22 protein-coding genes are annotated in these 21,563 nt (G+C 66.2%); 19 read left to right on the plus strand and 3 right to left on the minus strand.

Going from position 1 to position 21,563, the window contains the following annotated elements; all coding sequences use genetic code 11:
* The first annotated feature begins 6 nt into the window (after positions 1-6).
* The 15 genes from nuoL to GBZ48_RS06025 all read left to right on the plus strand — a co-directional run bounded on the left by nuoL (position 7) and on the right by GBZ48_RS06025 (position 16,360).
* Positions 7-2,121: an NADH-quinone oxidoreductase subunit L gene (gene nuoL / locus GBZ48_RS05955; RefSeq protein ID WP_174470181.1), complete on the plus strand. Its 2,115-nt coding sequence runs from the start codon at positions 7-9 to the stop codon at positions 2,119-2,121.
* Positions 2,122-2,146: 25 nt separating this feature from the next.
* Positions 2,147-3,673: an NADH-quinone oxidoreductase subunit M gene (locus tag GBZ48_RS05960; protein WP_109096498.1), complete on the plus strand. Its 1,527-nt coding sequence runs from the start codon at positions 2,147-2,149 to the stop codon at positions 3,671-3,673.
* A gap of 13 nt (positions 3,674-3,686) precedes the next feature.
* The gene (nuoN, locus tag GBZ48_RS05965; RefSeq protein WP_174470182.1) at positions 3,687-5,135 is read left to right on the plus strand and encodes an NADH-quinone oxidoreductase subunit NuoN; all 1,449 of its coding nucleotides are present in this window, start codon (positions 3,687-3,689) and stop codon (positions 5,133-5,135) included.
* A gap of 10 nt (positions 5,136-5,145) precedes the next feature.
* Entirely contained in the window at positions 5,146-5,943 is a 798-nt protein-coding gene (locus tag GBZ48_RS05970; RefSeq protein ID WP_174470183.1) for a biotin--[acetyl-CoA-carboxylase] ligase, read from the plus strand.
* Positions 5,944-6,004: 61 nt separating this feature from the next.
* Complete coding sequence (locus GBZ48_RS05975; RefSeq protein ID WP_098739374.1) at positions 6,005-6,778, plus strand: type III pantothenate kinase; 774 nt, start codon at positions 6,005-6,007, stop codon at positions 6,776-6,778.
* Complete coding sequence (locus tag GBZ48_RS05980; RefSeq protein ID WP_246307004.1) at positions 6,775-8,490, plus strand: ribonuclease J; 1,716 nt, start codon at positions 6,775-6,777, stop codon at positions 8,488-8,490. Before GBZ48_RS05975 ends, GBZ48_RS05980 begins: the two co-directional genes overlap by 4 nt.
* 69 nt (positions 8,491-8,559) lie before the next feature.
* Complete coding sequence (mce, locus tag GBZ48_RS05985; protein ID WP_174470184.1) at positions 8,560-8,964, plus strand: methylmalonyl-CoA epimerase; 405 nt, start codon at positions 8,560-8,562, stop codon at positions 8,962-8,964.
* Positions 8,965-9,034: 70 nt separating this feature from the next.
* Positions 9,035-9,289 (plus strand): DUF1467 family protein, encoded by a 255-nt coding sequence (locus GBZ48_RS05990; protein ID WP_098739377.1) that lies wholly within the window; start codon positions 9,035-9,037, stop codon positions 9,287-9,289.
* A 21-nt stretch (positions 9,290-9,310) separates the two neighbouring features.
* Positions 9,311-9,886, plus strand: a complete 576-nt coding sequence (locus tag GBZ48_RS05995) for a DNA-3-methyladenine glycosylase I (protein ID WP_174470185.1) — start codon at positions 9,311-9,313, stop codon at positions 9,884-9,886.
* 490 nt (positions 9,887-10,376) lie between these two features.
* Positions 10,377-11,276, plus strand: coding sequence for a hypothetical protein (locus GBZ48_RS06000; protein ID WP_174470186.1), 900 nt, complete (start codon positions 10,377-10,379; stop codon positions 11,274-11,276).
* A 17-nt stretch (positions 11,277-11,293) separates the two neighbouring features.
* Positions 11,294-11,770 carry a hypothetical protein gene (locus tag GBZ48_RS06005; RefSeq protein ID WP_174470187.1) on the plus strand — a complete coding sequence of 159 codons (477 nt, stop codon included), beginning with the start codon at positions 11,294-11,296 and terminating at the stop codon, positions 11,768-11,770.
* 155 nt (positions 11,771-11,925) lie between these two features.
* On the plus strand, positions 11,926-13,239 hold the full coding sequence (gene proS, locus GBZ48_RS06010; RefSeq protein WP_174470188.1) for a proline--tRNA ligase: 1,314 nt from the start codon (positions 11,926-11,928) through the stop codon (positions 13,237-13,239).
* A gap of 162 nt (positions 13,240-13,401) precedes the next feature.
* Complete coding sequence (locus tag GBZ48_RS06015; RefSeq protein ID WP_174470189.1) at positions 13,402-14,649, plus strand: lipoprotein-releasing ABC transporter permease subunit; 1,248 nt, start codon at positions 13,402-13,404, stop codon at positions 14,647-14,649.
* Entirely contained in the window at positions 14,642-15,382 is a 741-nt protein-coding gene (locus GBZ48_RS06020; protein WP_174470190.1) for an ABC transporter ATP-binding protein, read from the plus strand. Before GBZ48_RS06015 ends, GBZ48_RS06020 begins: the two co-directional genes overlap by 8 nt.
* A 120-nt stretch (positions 15,383-15,502) precedes the next feature.
* Complete coding sequence (locus tag GBZ48_RS06025) at positions 15,503-16,360, plus strand: dienelactone hydrolase family protein (RefSeq protein ID WP_174470191.1); 858 nt, start codon at positions 15,503-15,505, stop codon at positions 16,358-16,360.
* Positions 16,361-16,369: 9 nt separating this feature from the next.
* Here the strand turns inward: GBZ48_RS06025 and GBZ48_RS06030 are convergent, their stop codons facing one another.
* Positions 16,370-16,933, minus strand: a complete 564-nt coding sequence (locus tag GBZ48_RS06030; RefSeq protein WP_246307005.1) for a cysteine hydrolase family protein — start codon at positions 16,931-16,933, stop codon at positions 16,370-16,372.
* A 109-nt stretch (positions 16,934-17,042) separates the two neighbouring features.
* On the opposite strand from GBZ48_RS06030, the gene crcB reads away from it, so the two are divergent.
* Genes crcB through GBZ48_RS06050 form a run of 4 tightly spaced genes read left to right on the plus strand, consistent with a single transcriptional unit; the run spans position 17,043 to position 19,908 of the window.
* The gene (crcB, locus tag GBZ48_RS06035; protein ID WP_174470193.1) at positions 17,043-17,444 is read left to right on the plus strand and encodes a fluoride efflux transporter CrcB; all 402 of its coding nucleotides are present in this window, start codon (positions 17,043-17,045) and stop codon (positions 17,442-17,444) included.
* A complete protein-coding gene (locus GBZ48_RS06040; protein WP_174470194.1) occupies positions 17,444-18,511 on the plus strand; it encodes an RluA family pseudouridine synthase in 1,068 nt (355 codons plus the stop codon). Before crcB ends, GBZ48_RS06040 begins: the two co-directional genes overlap by 1 nt.
* Positions 18,511-19,209, plus strand: a complete 699-nt coding sequence (locus tag GBZ48_RS06045; protein ID WP_174470195.1) for an HAD-IA family hydrolase — start codon at positions 18,511-18,513, stop codon at positions 19,207-19,209. The genes GBZ48_RS06040 and GBZ48_RS06045 overlap by 1 nt, the downstream gene beginning before the upstream one ends.
* Positions 19,210-19,212: 3 nt before the next feature.
* Entirely contained in the window at positions 19,213-19,908 is a 696-nt protein-coding gene (locus tag GBZ48_RS06050) for an ATP12 family chaperone protein (protein WP_174470196.1), read from the plus strand.
* Positions 19,909-19,952: 44 nt separating this feature from the next.
* On the opposite strand, the gene GBZ48_RS06055 is transcribed toward GBZ48_RS06050, so the two are convergent.
* Both GBZ48_RS06055 and ygfZ read right to left on the minus strand, forming a co-directional pair.
* On the minus strand, positions 19,953-20,504 hold the full coding sequence (locus GBZ48_RS06055; protein WP_174470197.1) for a PRC-barrel domain-containing protein: 552 nt from the start codon (positions 20,502-20,504) through the stop codon (positions 19,953-19,955).
* A 95-nt stretch (positions 20,505-20,599) separates the two neighbouring features.
* A complete protein-coding gene (ygfZ, locus tag GBZ48_RS06060; RefSeq protein WP_174470198.1) occupies positions 20,600-21,514 on the minus strand; it encodes a CAF17-like 4Fe-4S cluster assembly/insertion protein YgfZ in 915 nt (304 codons plus the stop codon).
* Between the last annotated feature and the right edge of the window lie 49 nt (positions 21,515-21,563).

Consider the following 21,563-nt stretch of genomic DNA (forward strand, 5'->3'; position numbering starts at 1 on the left):
GGCGCCATGGAAGTGCTAGTCGTATTCCTTCCGCTCCTGGCGTTCCTCGTCGCCGGATCGATCGCGCTGTTCGGCGGGCCGAAGGCCGAGCCGGCGGCTGCGGGTCACGGAAGCCACGGTCATGGCCATGACGATCACGGGCACGCCCAGATCGCCCATGCCCATGACGATCATGCCCACCACATCTCGCACGATGAGCTGAACCACGCGCACGACGATGCCCACGACGACCACCATGTCGTCGCCGGCCCGCCGACCGTGGGCGACCGCGTCTCGCAGTTCGTGACCGCGGGCGCCGTCATCGTCTCGGCGATCCTGTCCTGGACCCTGTTCTTCGACGTCGCCGTGCACGGCCATCCGCGCACGATCGAGCTGATGACCTGGATCCAGAGCGGCACGCTCGACGTGAAGTGGGCGCTGCGCGTCGACCAGCTCACCGCGGTGATGCTGATCGTCGTCAACACCGTCTCGGCCTGCGTGCACGTCTATTCCATCGGCTACATGGCCGAGGATCCGCAGAAGCCGCGCTTCATGGGCTACCTGTCGCTGTTCACCTTCGCCATGCTGATGCTGGTGACGGCGGACAACCTGGTCCAGCTGTTCTTCGGCTGGGAGGGCGTCGGTCTGGCCTCCTACCTGCTGATCAACTTCTGGTACGAGAAGCCCTCGGCCAACGCTGCCGCGATGAAGGCCTTCCTGGTCAACCGCGTCGGCGACTTCGGCTTCGCGCTCGGCATCTTCGCGATCTTCGTGCTGACCGGCTCGGTCCAGTTCGATGCGATCTTCGCCAAGGCCCCGACGCTGACCGGCCAGACGCTGCATTTCCTCAGCTGGGACTTCAATGGCCTGACCATCGCCTGCCTGCTGCTGTTCATGGGCGCGATGGGCAAGTCGGCCCAGCTCGGCCTGCACACCTGGCTGCCGGACGCCATGGAGGGCCCGACCCCGGTGTCGGCGCTCATCCACGCCGCCACCATGGTCACCGCCGGCGTCTTCATGGTCTGCCGTCTGTCCCCGGTCTTCGAATACGCCCCGACGGCGCTCGAAGTGGTGACGGTGGTCGGCGGTCTGACCGCCTTCGTCGCGGCGACCATCGGCTTCACCCAGTTCGACATCAAGCGCGTCATCGCCTATTCGACGATGTCGCAGCTCGGCTACATGTTCTTCGCCGCCGGCGTCTCCGCCTACGGCGCCGCCATGTTCCACCTGTTCACGCACGCCTTCTTCAAGGCCCTGCTGTTCCTCGGCGCCGGCTCGGTCATCCATGCCCTGCACCATGAGCAGGACATGCGCAAGATGGGCGGCGTCTGGCGCAAGATCCCCTTCACCTACGCGGTGATGTGGATCGGCAACCTGGCGCTCGCCGGTCTGCCCTTCTTTGCCGGCTACTATTCCAAGGACATGATCCTGGAGGCGGCTTTCGCATCGGGCAGCGGGGTGGGGCGCTTCGCCTTCGCCCTTGGCATCGCGGCGGCCCTGCTGACCGCCTTCTACTCCTGGCGCCTGCTGTTCATGACCTTCCACGGCACGCCGCGGATGGACAAGGAAGTCTACGACCACGCCCATGAGTCGCCGGTCGTCATGCTGGTCCCGCTGGCGGTCCTGACGCTGGGCGCGCTGTTCGCCGGTGTCGGCTTCCACGAGTATTTCATCGGCCACGACCGTGCGGAGTTCTGGGGCAAGGCGATCATGACCTTGCACGGCCACGACGCCATCGAGGCGGCGCATCACCACACCCCGGGCTGGGTTGCCATCGCTCCGCTCGTCGTCGGCCTGATCGGTATCGCCATGGCCTACATCGGCTATGTGATGATGCCGCGCCTGCCGGGCCGGATCGCCAGCACCTTCAGCGGCATCCACAAGTTCCTCTACAACAAGTGGTATTTCGACGAGCTGTATGACGCGCTGTTCACCCGTCCGGCCAAGGCCCTGGGCTACGGCCTGTGGAAGTCGGGCGACGGGGCGGTGATCGACGGTGTGGGTCCGGACGGCGTTGCCGCCGCCACCCGCGACATCGCGGCACGCACCAGCCGGCTGCAGTCGGGGTACGTCTATCACTACGCCTTTGCCATGGTGATCGGGGTCGTCCTGTTCGTCGCCTGGCTGTCGGTCTTCGGCTGAGCGGTTTCGAAGGAGAACAACAACAATGGCTAGCTGGCCGATCCTGTCGTTCGCGACCTTCCTGCCGCTCGTGGGCGTCGCGCTGATCCTGCTGTTCTGCCGGGGCAACACCCCGGACGTGCTGCGGAACGTGCGGTACATCTCGCTGTGGACGACCCTCGTCACCTTCGTCCTGACCTTGCTGGTCTGGGCCAACTTCGATCCGCGCAATCCCGGCTACCAGATGGTCGAGAAGGCGGGCTGGATTCCTGAGTTCGGCATCAACTACCACATGGGCGTCGACGGCATCTCGGTGCTGTTCGTCGTCCTGGCCGGCTTCCTGATGCCGCTGTGCATCCTGGCGAGCTGGGAGTCGGTTCAGGTCCGCCTGAAGGAATACATGATCGCCTTCCTCGCGCTGGAAACCCTGATGATCGGGATGTTCTGCGCGCTGGACTTCGTTCTGTTCTACATGTTCTTCGAAGGCGTCCTGATCCCGATGTTCCTGATCATCGGCATCTGGGGCGGCCCGCGCCGCGTCTATGCCGCCTTCAAGTTCTTCCTCTACACGCTGCTCGGCTCGGTCCTGATGCTGCTGGCGATCCTGGCCATGTATTATGTGGCCGGCACCACCGACATCCCGACCATCACCGCCACCCAGTTCCCGCGCAACATGCAGCTGTGGCTGTGGCTGGCGTTCTTCGCCTCCTTCGCGGTGAAGGTGCCGATGTGGCCGGTCCACACCTGGCTGCCGGATGCCCACGTCGAGGCGCCGACCGCCGGTTCGGTCATCCTGGCCGGCGTGCTGCTGAAGATGGGCGGTTACGGCTTCCTGCGCTTCAACATTCCGATCCTGCCGGAAGCCACCGAGTATTTCGCGCCGCTGATCTACACCCTGTCGGTCGTCGCCGTGATCTATACTTCGCTGGTCGCCCTCGCCCAGGAGGACATGAAGAAGCTGATCGCCTACTCTTCGGTCGCCCACATGGGCTTCGTCACCATCGGCATGTTCGCGCTGAACCAGCAGGGCATCGAAGGCTCGGTGTTCCAGATGCTGTCGCACGGCGTCGTGTCGGGTGCGTTGTTCCTGTGCGTCGGCGTCGTCTATGACCGATTGCACACCCGCGAGATCGCCCGCTACGGTGGCCTCGTGAAGAACATGCCGAAATACGCGGTGGTCTTCCTGTTCATGACCATGGCTTCGGTCGGCCTGCCGGGCACTGCCGGCTTCGTCGGCGAGTTCCTGGTGTTGATGGGCGTCTTCCGCGACAACACCTGGGTTGCCGCCCTCGCCGCCACCGGCATGGTGCTGGGTGCTGCCTATGCGCTGTGGCTGTACCGCCGCGTCGTCTACGGCAAGCTGACCAAGCCGGACGTCAAGGCGATGTTCGACATGACCCCGCGCGAGATCGCGGTGTTCGTGCCGTTGATCGCCGTCGTCCTGTGGATGGGCATCTATCCCAGCAGCTTCCTGAACGTCACCTCGGCATCGGTCGAGCAGCTGATCCAGACCTACCAGACCAAGCTGGCCGCGTCGCACGCCGCGTCCGGTGTCTCGGTCGCCGCTCGGTAAGGGGTTCTTCGACATGACCGCAGTGTTTCCCGACATCTGGCCGGCCCTGCCGGAGATCTTCCTGGCGCTCTCGGGCGTTGCCCTGCTGATGCTGGGCGTGTTCCGCGGCGACGGCTTCACCCGTCCCGTCTCCTACCTGTCGATCGTCTGCATGCTGCTCGCCGCCATCCTGGCGATGGGCTACGGCAGCGGCCGTGTCGTTACCTTCAACGGCATGTTCGTGATGGACGCCTTCGGCGTCTTCATGAAGGTGCTGGTGCTGGTCTCCGCTGCCTTCGCGGTGATCCTCGGGCTGGGCTTCAACGAGCGGGAGCAGATGGCCCGCTTCGAGTTCCCGGTGCTGATGATCTTTGCCACGCTCGGCATGCTGATGATGATCTCGGCCAACGACTTCATCTCGCTGTATGTCGGGCTGGAGACGCAGAGCCTCGCGCTCTACGTCATCGCCGCCTTCCGCCGCGACAGCGGCAAGTCGTCGGAAGCCGGCCTGAAGTACTTCGTCCTCGGCTCGCTCTCCTCGGGCATGCTGCTGTACGGTGCTTCGCTGGTCTACGGCTTTGCCGGCACGACCTCCTTCGACAAGGTGGCCGCCCTGTTCGCCGGCGGCGCCCATGTCTCGCCGGGTCTGGTGATCGGTCTGGTGTTCGTGATGGCCGGTCTGGCCTTCAAGGTCTCGGCCGCTCCGTTCCACATGTGGACGCCGGACGTGTATGAAGGTGCGCCGACCCCGGTGACCGCTTTCTTCGCGGCGGCGCCGAAGGTTGCGGCCATTGCCCTGCTGACCCGCGTGGTGATGGAGCCGTTCGGCCATCTCGCCGCCCAGTGGCATCAGGTTCTGGTGGCGACCGCCATCCTGTCGATGGTGATCGGTTCCTTCGTCGCCATCATGCAGACCAACATCAAGCGCCTGATGGCCTACAGCTCCATCGGCCATGTCGGCTACGCGCTGGTGGGCCTGACCACCGGCACGCAGGACGGCGTGCGCGGCGTGCTGATCTACATGGCGCTTTACATCGCCATGAACATCGGCGCCTTCGCCGTCATCCTCAGCATGAAGGCCAAGGGCCAGATGCTGGAGGAGATCAAGGACTTCTCCGGCCTGTCCAAGACCAACCCGATGCTGGCCGCGACCATGGCGATCTTCATGTTCTCCATGGCCGGCATCCCGCCGATGGCCGGCTTCTTCGGCAAGCTCTACGTCTTCCTGGCTGCCGTCGCCGCCCAGGAATACACACTGGCCGTGGTCGGCGTGCTGACCAGCGTCGTGGGTGCCTTCTACTATCTGCGCATCATCAAGATCATGTATTTCGATGAGCCCGCGGTGGTGGTCGACAAGGTCGATGATGACGGCATGACCGGCGTCCTGGTCCTGACCAGCCTGTTCACCCTTCTGTTCTTCGTCGCTCCGGCGCCGATCCTGAACGGTGCGGCGGCTGCCGCGGCGGCTCTGTTCGCCGGGTGATATCCGACCGATGACATCATCGCTCGAAGCGGAGGCGGCGCGTCTGCGCCTGCCTCCGGGCTTCCAGGTCAAGGCCTTCGACTCCGTCGGCAGCACGAACGACGAGGCGAAGGCCTTGTCGCGTTCCGGGGCACCTGAAGGCACCGTCGTCTGGGCGCGCCGCCAGGAGAGCGGCCGGGGCCGCCGGGGCCGGGCCTGGACCTCCCCGGAAGGCAACCTTTACAGCACGACCATCCTGCGGCCCGGCCTGCCTCCCGCGGAAGCCGCCCAAGTCTCGTTCGTCGCCGCGCTCGCCATTGCCGAAACCGCCGAATCGGTGCTGCCCGATCCCGGCGGCGTCCGCTGCAAATGGCCGAACGACGTGCTGGTGCATGACCGCAAGCTGTCCGGCATCCTCCTCGAGTCGGAGCCGGCGCCCGACGGCAAGGTCGCCTGGGTGGTGCTGGGCGTGGGCATCAACCTGCGGCATTTTCCCCCCACCGCCGATTATGGTGCCACCTCCCTGATCGCCGAAGGCGCTCCGCCCATGGGCTCCGGGGCACTGCTGGAGGTCTATGCGGAGCATCTGGCGGCTTGGTATGGCCGCTGGCGTGCCCATGGTTTCGGTCCCGTGCGCGATGCGTGGATGTCACGGGCCAAGGGGTTGGGCGGGCCGATCCTGGTCAGGCTGGCCGATCGGACGATCCCCGGCACCTTCGCCGATCTGGACAGCGACGGCGTTCTGTTGCTTGATCCAACGGACGGCGGACCGCGCCAGCGGATCGCTGCCGGCGACGTGTTCTTCGCGCCGCCACCCGCAGACCCCTGACCACCAGACTCCTGAGCCTCCGCCGCCGATTTCAAACGCTCACCGCCTTCAGGATTTTGCCATGCTGCTCGCGATCGACGCCGGAAACACGAATGTGGTGTTCGCCATCTATGACGGTGACCGCCAGCGCGGCATCTGGCGCACGGCGACCGATCCCAAGCGCACCTCCGACGAATACATGGTTTGGCTGACCCACCTGATGGCGCTGAAGGGGCTGAAGCCGGTCGACATCCATGGCGCGATCATCGCAAGCGTGGTGCCCGGCGCAACCTTCAACCTGAAGCGGCTGTGCAAGGACCATTTCGGCTGCGAGCCGGTGATAGTCGGCCAGCCCGGCGTCGATCTGGGGGCCAAGGCGCTGGTCGACCGTCCGGAGGAGGTCGGTGCCGACCGGCTGGTCAACACGGTGGCAGCCGCCGCGACCTACAAGACGCCGCTGATCGTCATCGATTTCGGCACGGCGACCACCTTCGACGTGGTGGATGCCGAGGGCAATTACCGCGGTGGCGTGATCGCGCCGGGGCTGAACCTGTCGCTGGAGGCGCTGCAGATGGCAGCCTCCAAGCTGCCGCGCGTCGAAATCCAACCGCCGGCCGAGGTGATCGGCAGGAACACCATCGCCTGCATGCAGTCCGGCATCTTCTGGGGCTATGTCGGCCTGATCGAAGGGCTGGTCTCCCGCATCCGAGCGGAGTACGGCGAACCGATGCGGGTGGTCGCCACCGGTGGGTTGGCTGTTCTTTTCGCCAAGGCCACCCATGTCATCGAACACACCGACAACGAGCTGACGCTCCGCGGTCTCCTCCTGATCCACAAGCGCAACACGGTCCAATGACACAATCCTCCAAGACCGCCGCCGGACTGTCCGAAGCCCCGGCGGACACCTTCGTTCCGGAGGATGGCGCATTGTATTTCCTCCCGCTCGGCGGATCCGGCGAGATCGGGATGAACCTCAACCTCTACTGCCATCAGGGCAAATGGCTGATGGTGGATCTCGGCATCTCCTTCGCCGACGACACCATGCCCGGGCTCGATGTCATCATGCCCGATCCGGCCTTCATCGCGGCGCGGCGCAACGATCTGGTCGGGCTCGTGCTGACCCACGCGCATGAGGACCATCTGGGTGCCGTCCAGTATCTGTGGCCGGAACTGCGCTGCCCCGTCTATTGCACGCCCTTCACCGCGGCCTTCCTGCGTGCCAAGCTGCATGAGAAGGGCCTGAGCAGCACGGTGCCGATCCACGAGATTCCGCTGGGCGGCACGGTGGAGGTCGGTCCCTTCTCCGTCGAATATGTCACCATGACGCATTCGATCCCCGAACCGAACGCGCTCGCCATCCGCACCTCGGCCGGGACCATCCTGCACACCGGCGACTGGAAGCTCGACCCCGATCCGCTGGTCGGCGAGACGGCGGACGAGGAACGGCTGCGCGCCATCGGTGACGAGGGGGTACTGGCGCTGGTCGGCGACAGCACCAATGCTCTGGTGCCCGGCGCGTCCGGATCGGAGGCGACCGTCCGTGACGCGCTGATGGAGCTGTTCGGCCGCTACCGCGACCGCCGCATCGCCGTCAGCTGCTTCGCCACCAACGTGGCGCGGCTGGAGAGCATCGCCGCCGCCGCCGCCGCGCATGACCGCCATGTGGCGCTGGTCGGCCGGTCGCTGTGGCGCATCAACGAGGCGGCGCGGGCCACCGGCTATCTGGCCGACGTGCCGAAATTCCTGTCGGAGCATGACGCCAGCTATCTGCCGCGGGAAAAGCTGGTGCTGATCTGCACCGGCAGCCAGGGCGAGCCGCGCTCCGCCCTTGCCCGCATCGCCGCCAATGACCATCCGCAGGTGACGCTGTCGCGCGGTGACGTGGTGATCTTCTCCTCTCGCGAGATTCCGGGCAACGAGCGCGCCATCGGCCGTATGCAGAACCAGCTCGTCACCCAGGGCGTCGAGCTGGTGACGGCGGACGAGGCGTCGGTCCATGTGTCCGGCCACCCGGCGCGCGACGAGCTGGTGCGCATGTACCAGTGGGTGCGCCCGCGCATCGCCGTGCCGGTCCATGGCGAGCAGCGCCACCAGCAGGCCCATGCGGCCCTGGCGGAGAATTGCCAGGTCGCCCACAGCATTGTGCCCGCCAACGGCGAGGTCCTCCGCCTCGACGGGGCGGAAGGTGCCCGCGTGGTGGCCCATGTCCGGGCCGGGCGCATGGCGGTGGACGGCAAGCGTCTGGTGCCGCTCGACACCGGCATGATGCGGGCGCGCAACCGGATGGTGAACAACGGGGCCGCCGTGGTGACGCTGGTGATGAGCGCGACGGGCGAACTGATGACCGCGCCGCAGGTGGCGGTGATGGGGCTGATCGACGAAGCGACCGACCGCGACCTGCTGCTGGACGTGGTCGATGCGGTGCGCGAGTCGGTGGCGATGCTGCCCAAGTCGGCGCGCGCCGACGACGCCCAGGTGAAGGAGGCGGCACGGATCGCCGTGCGCCGCTGCTTCAATGCGTCCCACGGCAAGAAGCCGGTGACGGAGGTCCATCTGGTCCGCGTCTGAGTGAAACACTGTATAACAGGCTTATCAGAGCCCGCTAACGGGCCATGGACAGCCATCGAGAGGACACGCATGATCGGGAAGCTCAACCACGTCGCCATCGTCGTTCCGAACCTGCCGGCGGCGACCGCACTCTACCGCGACACTCTGGGCGCCGCGGTGTCGCAGCCGGTGGACCTGCCGCCGCATGGCGTCACGGTCGTCTTCGTCACGCTGCCCAACACCAAGATCGAGCTGCTGCATCCCTTTGGGGAGAAGTCCCCGATTGCCGGGTTCCTGGACAAGAACCCGTCTGGCGGCATCCACCACATCTGCTACGAGGTGGAGGACATCCTGGCCGCCCGCGACCGGATGAAGGAGCAGGGCGCCCGCGTGCTGGGCGACGGCGAGCCGAAGATCGGCGCCCATGACAAGCCGGTGCTGTTCCTGCATCCGAAGGATTTCTGCGGGACGCTGGTGGAGCTGGAACAGGCCTGATCCTGGCCTGCCAGGGGGCCTGCCAGGGGACCTGCCAGGGGACCTGATCGACTGACATGCGGAGAGGGCGATGGACAACTGGGTGACTGCGGCCTTCGTCTACATCGTCGTGTGGTGGGTGGTGCTGTTCGCGGTGCTGCCCTGGGGCGTCAGGACTCCGGAGACGCCGGAACCCGGCATGGCCTCCTCCGCACCGGTCGAGCCGCGTATTCTGCGCAAATTCATCATCACGTCGCTGGTCGCCCTGCTGGTGTGGCTGGTGATTTTCGGCATCGAGCGGTCCGGCCTCGTTTCCTTCCGGGACATGGCGCGGGACATGTTCTGACGACACAGAGGAGCAGGGCGGGTGAGCCTGACTTATTGCGCGGCCGCACCCGGCCATCCCCACCATGGTCCCTACCATGACGGCGAATACGGCTTTCCCAGCAGCGATGACCGGGTGCTGTTCGAGCGTCTGGTGCTGGAGATCAATCAGGCCGGCCTGTCCTGGCTGACCATCCTGAAGAAGCGGGATGCTTTCCGTGCCGCCTTCGATGGGTTCGACATCGACCGGGTCGCCGCCTATGGCGAGGCGGAGCGGGCGCGGCTGCTGGCCGATGCGGGGATCATCCGCAACCGCCTGAAGGTCGATGCTGTGATCGAGAATGCCCGGCGCATCGTCGCGCTGCGGGAAACCCACGGCTCCTTCGACGGCTGGCTGCGTGCCCACCATCCGCTGTCCAAGGCGGAGTGGGTGAAGCTGTTCGGCCGTACCTTCCGCTTCACCGGCGGCGAGATCGTCGGTGAGTTCCTGATGAGCCTGGGTTACCTGCCGGGTGCTCATCAGGCCGACTGTCCGGTCCAGGCGGTGGTGCTGGAGCTGAATCCGCCGTGGAAAGCCGCAATGGACGCTGGTTATCGCGGGGATCAGCCTAAGGAATAAGCAAAAGACCGCACAGAACCACGGCAAATGCTGAAATCCTGGGCAAAAGTGCAAGTATTTTGTGCAGGAGATGGCTCTGCCTCTGTTTTAGGCTTGCTATGGCCACGGCGCGGGTCCACTCTTTTCTGGTGACGAGGGGGGATCTTCCCCCCTTTCCGACGCCTGGTGGCGATTCCTCCCTAAACTCGATAGGCCGCGCCGCTTTCGCCGCGCGGCCTTTTCTTTTCCATCGAATGCGGGTCGGCATCGGGTGATGCGGCGGAGACAGGAAATTTCCGCCGATGGTCCAGAAAACGTTAACGGTTTACTTGGTAGCGTTGCTCGGCTTAGTTCCCGTGGTGGGGTTTCCCCAGTACGGGCGTTCAGCCGGGTTTTTCAGATCGTCACGGGGGGCCATGCCGTCCGGGGGCTTTCCGCTTTGCTCGCGTATCCAGCTGGACCTTTGCCCGCTTCGGCGGGCGGCAGGAAAGGGACGACAGTCGAGGCGCCGATGGCCGCGAATGAAAACGAACGGTTCAATCAGTTCGCGGCGGTTGTGGCGGCCGAACTGTTGGAGCGTACCAAGAAAAGCATGGAGCTGCTGGCGCCTGAGCAACAGCCAAGCTCGGTCCTGCCTTTCATCCAGACTCCGTCCTTCATTGAGTTCTATCAGGAACTGGTGCGCGTCGGCATTCTGCCGGTCGTGCTCAGCCGCCGTCCGGTGCGCGCCATCGTCGGTGACGTCGACTGGGCGCGGGAAGGGCGGGAGTATCTGCTGACCGTTCTCGACGACCGCTCCAACGCCATCTTCACGGCCTGGGAATTTGCCTGGGACTCGCTGTGGGACGAGCGCAAGATCGGGCAGGATGGCGGCGCCAGCAGCCAGTCCAAGCCGAAGAAGGGCTTCTTCAGCGCCCTGTTCGGCCGAAGGCGGGAGGAAAAGACGGGCAGCGACGGCGGCGGCGGTGCGGAGGGCAGTGTGATGGCCGGCCTTCACACGATGCTGACCGAACTGGCGGAAAAGCGCGGCTTCCTGCCGCTGTTCCATGACGATGTCCGGATCCTGAAGGCGCTGCCGCGCCTGAAGCCGGGCCGGGTGGCGCAGGCTTGGAAGGAAATCTCGCAGTACCACCACCAGGAGTTTTATCTGCCCGAACCCGAGCAGGCGAAGCCGGGTGTGACCTCCGATTGCCTGCAGAAATGGCATTACAATCTGCCGGACAAGATCGGCGAGTTCCTGGTGCTGAAGGCGGCTGTCGACCTGGAGCATGTGAACAAGCCCTTCATCGGCAAGTATATCCGCCAGTCGGCGCGGACCCAGGAGGAGGCGGAAAAAGGAATGCCCTACCTGTCGATCTACTGGAAGGCCATGCGCAACCCGGCCCCGGTGGCCGAACGGCACACGCTGTGACGCCGCGCGGAACTCCTGTGCGGCGGTCCGTGCGCGCCGGTCTGGCGGCCCTGGTGCTTTCCCTGGCTCCGATTCCGGCCCCGGCGCAGTCGCCGCAGCCGCTTCCCGGTCCGATTCCGCTGACACCTGATGCGGCCCGCAACAGGCCGGCCGGCGACCGGCCGGTGATCGACCTGTCGCTGTGCCAGCGGCTGACCCGCCATCTGCCGGCCGCCGGCGTCGAGTATCGGCCGGGCGTCGACGTCAATGGCCGGGCGGTGGCGCCGGCCGATCTGCCGGGCAGTGCCGGTGCGCAGCCGCCGATTCCCATCGATTTGCCGCTGTCGATCGATCTTGCCCGGCGGATGGGCATCGTCCTGCCATCGGTGCCCTATCTGCCCAACGACATCACCGCGGTCTGGCTCAGCGTCGTTGGCGACCGGCTCTATCTGAACGGCCAACCGGTCGATCCGGGTGCCGAGGAGCGCCTCTACGCCTATTGCCGCACCCGGTAGGGAGAGGGGCAGGCAGGACTGCCGGCGGGGGGCTTACAGTGGACAAGTGAGGGCGACCTTCCTAAAGTCGCTCACCCGCCGTCGTATCCGCTCTTTCGTTGCGAAGCAGCGGGCGCGTCGGCCTTGTCGAACACCTCGCACACGAGAGCAGAGCCATGCGGCTGTCCAGCTTCTTCATGCCGACCCTCAAGGAGACCCCGACCGAGGCGCAGATCGTCTCGCACCGCCTGATGCTGCGGGCCGGGATGATCCGCCAGACCAGCGCCGGCATCTATGCCTGGCTGCCGCTGGGCTATCGGGTTCTGCGCAAGATCGAGCAGATCGTCCGCGAGGAGCAGGACGCGGCCGGCGCGCAGGAACTGCTGATGCCGACCATCCAGTCGGCCGATCTGTGGCGCGAGAGCGGCCGTTACGACGATTACGGCAAGGAGATGCTGCGCATCACCGACCGTCACGACCGCGAGATGCTGTTCGGTCCGACGAACGAGGAGATGATCACCGACATCTTCCGGTCCTTCGTCAAAAGCTATCGTCAGCTGCCGCTGAACCTCTACCACATCCAGTGGAAGTTCCGTGACGAGATCCGTCCGCGCTTCGGCGTGATGCGCGGTCGTGAATTCCTGATGAAGGATGCCTACTCCTTCGACATCGACGCGGCCGGCGCCCGCCGCTCCTACCAGAAGATGTTCCTGGCTTACCTGCGCACCTTCGCCCGCATCGGGCTGAAGGCGATCCCGATGCGTGCCGACACCGGCCCCATCGGCGGCGACCTGAGCCACGAATTCATCATCCTGGCCGAGACCGGCGAGAGCGGCGTCTTCTGCCACAAGGACTGGATGAACCTGGATGTGCTGAAGGACGCTCCCGGCATGGAGGACGACCTGCAGCCCTTCTTCGACCGCATCACCTCGATCTATGCGGCAACGGACGAGAAGCATGACCCGGCCAACAGCCCGGTTCCGGAGGCCGATCTGGTGTCGGCCCGCGGCATCGAGGTCGGCCACATCTTCAATTTCGGCACCAAATACTCCAAGCCGATGAACGCGGTGGTCGCCGGTCCGAACGGCGAGTCGATCCCGGTGGAGATGGGCAGCTACGGCATCGGCGTGTCGCGCCTGATGGGTGCGATCATCGAGGCCAGCCATGACGACAACGGCATCATCTGGCCGGACGCCGTCGCCCCCTTCAACGTCGGCCTGATCAACCTGAAGTCCGGCGACGCCGAGACCGACCGCGTCTGCGGCGAGCTGTATGCGAAGCTTGAATCGGCCGGGCTGGAGGTCGCCTATGACGACCGAGACGAACGTCCCGGCGCCAAGTTCGCCGACATGGACCTGATCGGCGTTCCCTGGCAGCTGGTCGTCGGACCGCGCGGCCTGAAGAACGGCGTCGTCGAACTGAAGCGCCGCGCCACCGGCGAGAAGGAAGAGCTGCCGGTCGAGGCGGCGCTGGCGAAGCTGCTGGGCTGATCGGCTTAGCTCGAAGGGGAAGCCCGGATTGCCGTGACCGTTGGCGATCCGGGCTTCGCCCTGCCGGAGATCCGGGCTTTGCCCTTTTCCCGCCACGCTCACGTTCTTATGTAGGGCATCGTTTCCGCCTGCCCCAGGCCTCCGCCACAGGACCCCAGCCGCATGATCTTCAACGCCTTCGAACGCATGGTCGCGATGCGTTACCTCCGGGCACGCCGCCAGGAAGGGTTCATCTCGGTCATCGCGGGGTTCTCGCTGCTGGGCATCGCGCTCGGCGTGGCGACGCTCATCATCGTGATGGCGGTGATGAACGGCTTCCGGGCGGAACTGCTGGGCCGGGTGCTCGGTCTCAACGGACATCTCAACGTCTACAGTTCGCGGGGCGGACCGCTGCCGGACTTCGACATCCTGGCCGGCAAGCTGCGCAACACGCCGGGCGTGGTCAACGTCACCCCGACGGTGGAGGGGCAGGCGCTGGTGTCGGTGCGCGGAGTCGCGTCCGGCGCCGTCATCCGCGGCGTGCGGGCGGAAGACTTCAAGGTGCGGCCGACGCTGGCCAACAACGTCATCCGCGGCTCCGTCGACGAGTTCGGGGAGGATCGTGTCGCCATCGGCGTGCGCATGGCCCAGCGCCTGGGCCTGTCGGTCGGCGACCAGATCACGCTGATCGCACCCCAGGGCAACGTCACCGCCTTCGGCACCGTGCCGCGGATGCGCAGCTATCCCATCGGCGCGATCTTCGACGTCGGCATGTTCGAATACGACAACAGCTTCATCTTCCTGCCGCTGGAGGAGGCGCAGGCCTTCTTCCGCACCGGCGACGCCGTGACTTCGCTGGAGGTCTTCGTCAGCGATCCGATGCAGATCGCCGCAGCCCGGTCCGCCGTCCAGTCGGCGGTGGCGGGGGAGGGCAGGGTGGTCGACTGGCAGCAGTCCAATTCCGGCTTCTTCACGGCGCTCCAGGTCGAACGCAACGTGATGTTCCTGATCCTGTCGCTGATCATCATGGTCGCGGCCTTCAACATCATCTCCAGCCTGATCATGCTGGTGAAGGACAAGGGGCGCGACATCGCGATCCTGCGCACCATGGGGGCGACCCGCGGCATGATCATGCGCATCTTCTTCCTGTCCGGCGCCAGTGTCGGCGTGACGGGGACTCTGCTGGGGCTGGCGCTCGGCGTGTCCTTCGCGCTGAACATCGAGAGCATCCGGCAGGTCATCCAGGGTCTGACCGGCACCAACCTGTTCAACGCCGAGATCTATTTCCTCTCCCATTTGCCGGCCAAGATCGACTGGAGCGAGGTGATCCAGGTGACGCTGATGGCGCTCGGCCTGTCCTTCGCCGCCACCATCTACCCGTCCTGGCGCGCCGCCCGGCTCGACCCGGTGGAGGCCCTGCGCTATGAGTGACGTCGTGATGCAGCCGATGCTGGAGCTGAAGGGAATCGTCCGCCGCTTCGAACAGGCGGGCGAGACGCTGGAGGTGCTGCGCGGGGTCGACCTGACCGTCGGCGCCGGGGAACTGGTGGCACTGGTCGGCCCGTCGGGGGCCGGCAAATCGACGCTGTTGCACATCGCCGGCCTGTTGGAACGACCGACCGGCGGCACGGTGCGCATTGCCGGGACCGATGTGTCCAATCTGGACGACGGCAGGCGGACCGAGGTGCGGCGCCGCTCCATCGGCTTCGTCTACCAGTTCCACCATCTGCTGCCGGAATTCTCGGCGCGGGAGAACATCGTCCTGCCGCAGATGATCGCCGGCGTGTCGAAATCGGTCGCCAGGCAGCGCGCCGACGAGCTTCTGCGCATGGTCGGGCTGGAGCAGCGCGGCACCCACCGCCCGGCCCGCCTGTCGGGCGGTGAGCAGCAGCGCGTCGCCATCGCCCGCGCGCTGGCCAACGCCCCGTCGCTGCTGATCGCCGACGAGCCGACCGGCAATCTCGACCCGCATACGGCGGAGCATGTCTTCACCATGCTGTCGGCCATTGTCCGTCAGGCCAAGGTCGGCGCCCTGGTCGCCACCCACAATCTGGACCTTGCCCGCCGCATGGACCGGGTTCTGGAGATGCGCGACGGCCTTCTGGTGGAATATCAGCCGTCGGAGCTGGTGCCGCTGACCGAGGTGGCGTCGGAAGCCTCATAAGCGGTGTCATAGGCCGAAAGCGGATCCGTCTCCCGGTTGCCAAGCCGGTGCGTCGCCACCACTCTCATGCGCGACCGCACCGGCTGAGCTGCGGCACGAGGCAAAACAGGGGCATCGGGGATGGACCAGCGGATCATCGATCTTTACGACGAATACACCCACGCGCCGCTACCGCGCCGGGTCTTCCTGGAACGGCTGGCGGCGCTGGCCGGAAGTGCGGCAGCGATTCCCGCGATCCTGTCGGCGATCGAGCCGAACTATGCCCGCGCCGCCGTGGTCGGTGAGGACGACACCCGTCTGGCGGCGGAGAAGGTGTCCTTCCAGGGGGCGACCGGCGACGTGTCCGGCTATATCGCCCGGCCGAAGCTGGCGGACAAGGCTCCGGCGGTGGTCGTCATCCACGAGAACCGCGGCCTGAACGCCTATGTCGAGGACGTCACCCGCCGCCTCGCCACCGAAGGCTTCGTGGCGTTTGCCCCGGATCTGCTGTCGCCGCTGGGCGGCACGCCGCAGGATGCCGACAAGGCGCGCGACATGATCGGTCAGCTCGACACCGACAAGACGGTCAACAATCTGATCGCGGCGATGAGCTACCTGATGGCCTACCGCTATTCCTCGGCGAAGGTCGGGGCGGTCGGCTTCTGCTGGGGCGGCGGCATGGTCAACCGGCTGGCGATCAAGGCGCCCGACCTGAAGGCCGGCGTCGCTTTCTACGGCCCGACCCCCGACCCGGCCCTGGTCACCACGGTCAAGTCGCCGCTGCTGCTGCATTATGCCGGGCTGGACCAGCGCATCAACGCCGGCATCCCCGCTTACGACGAGGCGCTGAAGAAGGCGCATGTCGAACACCAGATTTACGTCTATGACGGCGTCAATCACGCCTTCCACAACGACACGTCGGCGGAGCGTTACAACAAGGAGGCCGCCGATCTGGCGTGGAAGCGGACGGTGGAGTTCCTGAAGGCGAAGCTGGCGTAAGGCGGCAGATCAGCCCAAAACCGCTTTGGTATCCACGACCGTCGCATATTCGCCGTCCATGTTGGCGAGCGACAGGTCGTGGACTTCGTCTGCCGTCCGTAGCCTCCCCGAGCGGTCCTTCCTGGCGAAGGTGAAGCAGGCGTCGGCGACCAGACGCACATCATAGTTGAGGTTGCCGGCCATCCTTACCGTCGCCTCGACGCTGTTGTTGGTGGTGACGCCGGCCACCACCAGCGTGGCGATGCCCCGGTCGCGCAGCCACTCGTCGAGCCCGGTGCCGATGAAGGCGCTGTTCACCCGCTTGCCGATCACGGTCTCGCCGGGCAGCGGCCTCGCCTCCTCCTTGAAGGGATGGCCGGGACCGCCGGGGCGGTAGCTGGAGTCGGGCTCCACCGAATCGTGGCGGATATGGACGATGGGCCGACCGTCCCGCCGCCATGCGGCCAGCAGGGCCGCGACGTTGGCCTCCGCCTGCGGGTTGTTGCGCGGACCGGTCAGGCTCCAGCGCGGGTCGTCGATGGCCTTTTGCAGGTCGATGACCAGCAAAGCGGCGTTGAAGGGAAGCTTTTCCATGACAGCGATCCTGCCGCGATTGTCCATCGCGTGACAAGTCCGCCGGTTTCTGGCTCTAATCCGGCGCTCCATCCCCGTTTCCCTATCTCAGCGCTCGTCTGGAGGCGCCGTGCTCGCATCCCCCCTGTCCTTGCTCGCCGTCGCCGTCGGCGGTGCCGCCGGTTCGGTGGCGCGCTACCTGATGCTGCTCGTGATCACACAGTGGGTCGGTACCCGCTTTCCGGTGGGGACGATCATCGTCAACGTGATCGGCTGCACGGTGATGGGGATGCTGTCGGAACTGGCGGCGCTGACATGGTCGCCGCCGCCCGAACTGCGCGCCTTCCTTCTGGTTGGCATCCTGGGCGGCTTCACCACCTTCTCTTCCTTCACGCTGGACATCGGTGTCCTCGTCGCCCGTGACGAGATCGCCGCGGCGGCGGGATACTTCCTCGCCTCGACGCTGTTCAGCGTGGTGGGCTTCTTTGCCGGCCTGTGGGCCGTGCGTTCTCTTGTTTCGGTGTCCCTCTGATGACTGACTCTCCCAAGCCCGCTGCCGATCACGCCGATACCGCGTCGACCGAAGCCAAAAGCGACAGCAAGGTCGAAACCCGCATCGTCACGGCCGACGAGGCCGACATGCGGCTCGACCGCTGGTTCAAGCGGCATTTCCCCGACGTGAACCACAGCTACCTGCAAAAGCTGCTGCGCACCGGTCAGGTCCGTGTCGACGGCAAGCGGGCGGAGACCTCGACGCGGCTGGCGGCCAAGCAGGGCGTGCGCATCCCGCCGCTGGCCGCCTGGGCCGCACCGGTCAGGGGACCGGGTCAGGGGAGCAGCAAACCCAAGGGCATGTCGGACAAGCAGATCGCCGAGTTGCAGGCGCTGGTGCTCTACCGAGATGCCGACGTGATCGCCATCAACAAGCCGGCCGGTCTGGCGGTGCAGGGTGGCACCGGCACCTCCAAGCATCTCGACGCCATGCTCGATGCCCTGCGCTTCGACGGCAACGAACGGCCGAAGCTGGTCCACCGGCTGGACAAGGACACCTCCGGTGTCCTGCTGCTGGCCCGCACCACCTTCGCCGCCAGCAAGCTGACGGAGATGTTCCGCGGCAGTGCGGTGCGCAAGATTTACTGGGCCGTCACCGTCGGCGTGCCGACGCCATACCAGGGCAAGATCGATCTGGCGCTGGCCAAGGAAGGCGGCCCGCATGGCGAGCGGGTGGCGGAGAACAAGGAAGAGGGCAAGCGCGCCGTTACCGTATATTCGGTGCAGGAGAATGTCGGCAAACAAGCGGCCTTCGTCGCCATGTGGCCGTTGACCGGGCGCACCCACCAGCTGCGCGTCCACATGGCCGCCGTCGGCACGCCGATCCTGGGCGACGGGAAATATGCCGGGCAGGGCGCCTTCCTGGCCGGTGGGGCGGAGGTGGCGAAGAAGCTGCACCTGCATGCCCGCCGGCTGATCCTGCCGCATCCGCGCGGCGGCAAGACCATCGACGTGACGGCGCCGCTGCCCGACCACATGATGGCGACCTGGAAGTATTTCGGCTTCAGCCCCAACCTGCGCGATGATCCGTTCGAGGATTTCGAGTGATGGCTCCACTGGGGAAATCACTGGGGAAATCGCCGCTGCGCCTCGCCCTCTTCGATTGCGACGGCACGCTGGTCGACAGCCAGTTCGCCATCATCGACGCCATGACCCAGGCCTGGGCCGAGCATGGGCTGGGTGAGCCCGAGCCGGCGGACGTCCGCCGCATGGTCGGGCTGTCGCTGGTGGAGGCGGTGGCCCTGCTGCTGCCGCAGCGGGATGCCGACCTGCATGTCGCGGTGGCGGAAAGCTATAAGCGCGCCTTTTCCAGCGCCCGCAGCCGCGGCGAGGTGGACGAACCGCTGTTCCCCGGCATCCTCGACACGCTGGCGGCGCTGGAGGAGGCAGGGGTGCTGCTTGGGGTGGCTACCGGCAAGTCGCGCCGCGGGCTGGATGCGGTGTTGAAGGGCCATGGCTTGACCGGGCGCTTCGTCACCTTGCAGACCGCCGATGTCGGTCCCGGCAAGCCCAACCCGCACATGGTGCAGCGCGCGCTGGCGGAGACCGGTGCGGAGGAGGCGGCTACGGTTGTGATCGGCGACACGACCTACGACATCCAGATGGCCCGCAACGCGCGGGTGCGGTCGGTCGGCGTCTCCTGGGGCTACCACGCGGTGCCGGAACTGGAGCGGGCCGGGGCCGACCGCATCGTCCACCGCGGGCGCGACGTCGCCACCGCGGTGCTGGAGCTTTTGGAAGGGTAAGCGATGAAGCGTTTCTACAAGGCGGCGGGCGTCGGCGAGACCGAAGGCGGTTTCCGGGTCGAGCTTGACGGACGTCCGGTGCGCAGCCCGGCCAAGGCACCGCTGGTCTTCCCCAGCCTGCCGCTGGCACAGGGCGTGGCCGATGAATGGGCGGCGCAGGGCGACCAGATCGACGCCCATTCCATGCCGCTGATGCAGCTGTCGAGCACCGCCGTCGACCTGATCCCGGCCAAGCGGCCGGAGATCGTCCCCGCCATCAGCGCCTATGCCGAAACCGACCTGCTGTGCTACCGCGCCGAACATCCCCAGCCGCTGGTGGAGCGGCAGGCGCAGCTCTGGCAGCCTCTGTTGGATTGGGCGGCGCTGACCTATGACGCCCCGCTGCATGTCTGTGCCGGGCTGATGCCCAGGCCGCAGCCGGAGGAGGCTCTGGCCGCCCTGCGCCGGGTGGTGGAGCGGACGGACGACTGGTATCTGTCGGCGCTTCAGACTACGACCGGCGTGTGCGGGTCGATCATCGTGGCACTGGCTTTGCTGGAAGGCCGTCTCAGCGCCGAAGAGGCGTTCGAGGTCTCGCAGTTGGACGAGACCTATCAGATCGAGCAGTGGGGCGAAGACGCAGAGGCCACGAAACGCCGCGCGAACGTTCGCGCGGAGATCGTGGCCTGCCGGCGTTTCGTGGATTTGCTGCGGGGATGACGGGCGGGGGCGGATGCCCCCGCCTCAAAAACCGCAAGCTGCTCTTACTTCGCCGTGGTGGTGCCGGTCGTCGGGGCGGCGCCCGGGGCGACCGTTTCCTTTTCCGCCGGCTTGCGGGTCTTGTTCAGCGACGTCATGGTGTCGTCATACTTGAAGTCCGGCATCGCCTTGACGTCGTCGCGGCTCATGCCGGCGAGGTTCAGGCGGTTGTTCTGCGAATCCCAGTTGGCGGCGCTGTAGTCGACCGCGACCTGCTTCTCGCCGATGCCGAGGAAACCGCCCGAGCTGATCACCAGCTGCTTGGCCTGACCGGTGCCGTCGAGGATGACGTCGTCGACCTCGCCGATCTTGTTGTTGTCGCGGCCATAGACGTTCTTGCCGATCAGTTCGTCGGCGCTGGCGAGTTGGCCGCCCGTCGGACCGGACTTGGTCACGCCGCTGTTGGTGGTGCTGGTTGCGCTGTCCGGCGTTGCGGTGTTCGACATGCTGGACGTGGACGAGGACGGGTTGCCCACGGTCGGCGACGAGGTCTGCGCAACGGCGACGCCCGTCATGAGAGCCAGCGAGGCGGCGGTGACGATCAGGGTGCGACGCATGAGGGTGGCTCCTTTGTCGTTGTGTCTGAATACATCACAACAACAGGAGCGCAGCCCGTTTGATCACTCCTTCCGGGAATTCTTTCGGTGTGCCACTACCCCTTCGTGGTATGGTCCCACCCGGGTTCGCGCGGCGTCAGAACTACCGACCCTGCCTGGAAGGTCAGTCCGTTCTCGACCGCGCGCTGCACATCCTCCAGCCGCAGCAAAGCGAGTGCGGCATCGTCGCGGCCACTGCGCATCTCCCCCACTTCCTTGCCGTCCAGCGTCACCGGGGTGCCGGCATCCGGCGCCGGTCCGTCGACGGTGACCGGGAACAGCTTCTTCTTGATGAGGGCGCGGTACTTGGTGCGGGCGGTCAGCTCCTGCCCCATGTAGCAACCCTTGTCCCAGGAAATCGCATTCAGCGCGTCCATCCGGCTTTCCAGCGGGATCGATTTCTCCGGGATCAGGTCCAGCGTGCCGTCGGGGATACCGAGCGACAGGCGAAGCCGGTCGTAGTCCGTGGCCTCGCGCGGCGCCAGACCGGCCGCCTCCAGCGCGGCAAGCCCATCCGCCGGTAGGAACAGACGGGCCCCCAGAGCCGGCAGCCGCGGGTCGGTGAAGGCGACGCCACCGGCGAAAGCCCGTGCCGCACCCGGTTCGGCCGGCAGGCCCAGCGCCTCCAACGCGCCGTCCCCGAAGGCGACGACCACGCGAAGCTGTTCCGTCCGGTCCTCCAGCGCGATTTTCGAGCGGAGCTTGTACATCTTCAGCCGGCGCAGCAGGTCGGCGCGGCGCTCCGTCTCCGGGTCCAGCAGCAGCGCGGCGTCCGACTCGACTCCCGACTCGACCAAATTGAAATCATGAAGGAACTTGCCCTGCGGCGTCAGGAACAGGGCATAGGCGGCACGGTCCGGCGTGACCCGCAGCACGTCGTTGGACACCAGCCCTTGCAGGAACGCTTTGCGGTCCTCGCCCGTAACCGCCACCACGCTCCGCTGGTCCAGAACTGCGTAACCCGCCGACATCCTCGCCTCCACATCATCCAATCGACTGAAGTGTTGGGCGGAACGGCCC

Origin of the sequence: Azospirillum melinis, assembly GCF_013340935.1 — a bacterium.
Taxonomy (GTDB): Bacteria; Pseudomonadota; Alphaproteobacteria; order Azospirillales; family Azospirillaceae; genus Azospirillum; species Azospirillum melinis.

What these genes read in the sequence shown, in the direction of transcription:
- GBZ48_RS05975 (WP_098739374.1), top strand. Translation starts at nt 6,005, where the DNA reads ATGCTGCTCGCGATCGACGCCGGAAACACGAATGTGGTGTTCGCCATC.
- ygfZ (WP_174470198.1), bottom strand. Translation starts at nt 21,514, where the DNA reads ATGTCGGCGGGTTACGCAGTTCTGGACCAGCGGAGCGTGGTGGCGGTT.
- GBZ48_RS05990 (WP_098739377.1), top strand. Translation starts at nt 9,035, where the DNA reads ATGGACAACTGGGTGACTGCGGCCTTCGTCTACATCGTCGTGTGGTGG.
- proS (WP_174470188.1), top strand. Translation starts at nt 11,926, where the DNA reads ATGCGGCTGTCCAGCTTCTTCATGCCGACCCTCAAGGAGACCCCGACC.
- GBZ48_RS06030 (WP_246307005.1), bottom strand. Translation starts at nt 16,933, where the DNA reads ATGGAAAAGCTTCCCTTCAACGCCGCTTTGCTGGTCATCGACCTGCAA.
- GBZ48_RS05980 (WP_246307004.1), top strand. Translation starts at nt 6,775, where the DNA reads ATGACACAATCCTCCAAGACCGCCGCCGGACTGTCCGAAGCCCCGGCG.
- mce (WP_174470184.1), top strand. Translation starts at nt 8,560, where the DNA reads ATGATCGGGAAGCTCAACCACGTCGCCATCGTCGTTCCGAACCTGCCG.
- nuoN (WP_174470182.1), top strand. Translation starts at nt 3,687, where the DNA reads ATGACCGCAGTGTTTCCCGACATCTGGCCGGCCCTGCCGGAGATCTTC.
- GBZ48_RS05960 (WP_109096498.1), top strand. Translation starts at nt 2,147, where the DNA reads ATGGCTAGCTGGCCGATCCTGTCGTTCGCGACCTTCCTGCCGCTCGTG.
- GBZ48_RS06055 (WP_174470197.1), bottom strand. Translation starts at nt 20,504, where the DNA reads ATGCGTCGCACCCTGATCGTCACCGCCGCCTCGCTGGCTCTCATGACG.
- GBZ48_RS06015 (WP_174470189.1), top strand. Translation starts at nt 13,402, where the DNA reads ATGATCTTCAACGCCTTCGAACGCATGGTCGCGATGCGTTACCTCCGG.
- GBZ48_RS06020 (WP_174470190.1), top strand. Translation starts at nt 14,642, where the DNA reads ATGAGTGACGTCGTGATGCAGCCGATGCTGGAGCTGAAGGGAATCGTC.
- GBZ48_RS05970 (WP_174470183.1), top strand. Translation starts at nt 5,146, where the DNA reads ATGACATCATCGCTCGAAGCGGAGGCGGCGCGTCTGCGCCTGCCTCCG.
- GBZ48_RS06000 (WP_174470186.1), top strand. Translation starts at nt 10,377, where the DNA reads ATGGCCGCGAATGAAAACGAACGGTTCAATCAGTTCGCGGCGGTTGTG.
- nuoL (WP_174470181.1), top strand. Translation starts at nt 7, where the DNA reads ATGGAAGTGCTAGTCGTATTCCTTCCGCTCCTGGCGTTCCTCGTCGCC.
- GBZ48_RS06025 (WP_174470191.1), top strand. Translation starts at nt 15,503, where the DNA reads ATGGACCAGCGGATCATCGATCTTTACGACGAATACACCCACGCGCCG.
- GBZ48_RS06040 (WP_174470194.1), top strand. Translation starts at nt 17,444, where the DNA reads ATGACTGACTCTCCCAAGCCCGCTGCCGATCACGCCGATACCGCGTCG.
- GBZ48_RS06045 (WP_174470195.1), top strand. Translation starts at nt 18,511, where the DNA reads ATGGCTCCACTGGGGAAATCACTGGGGAAATCGCCGCTGCGCCTCGCC.
- GBZ48_RS06050 (WP_174470196.1), top strand. Translation starts at nt 19,213, where the DNA reads ATGAAGCGTTTCTACAAGGCGGCGGGCGTCGGCGAGACCGAAGGCGGT.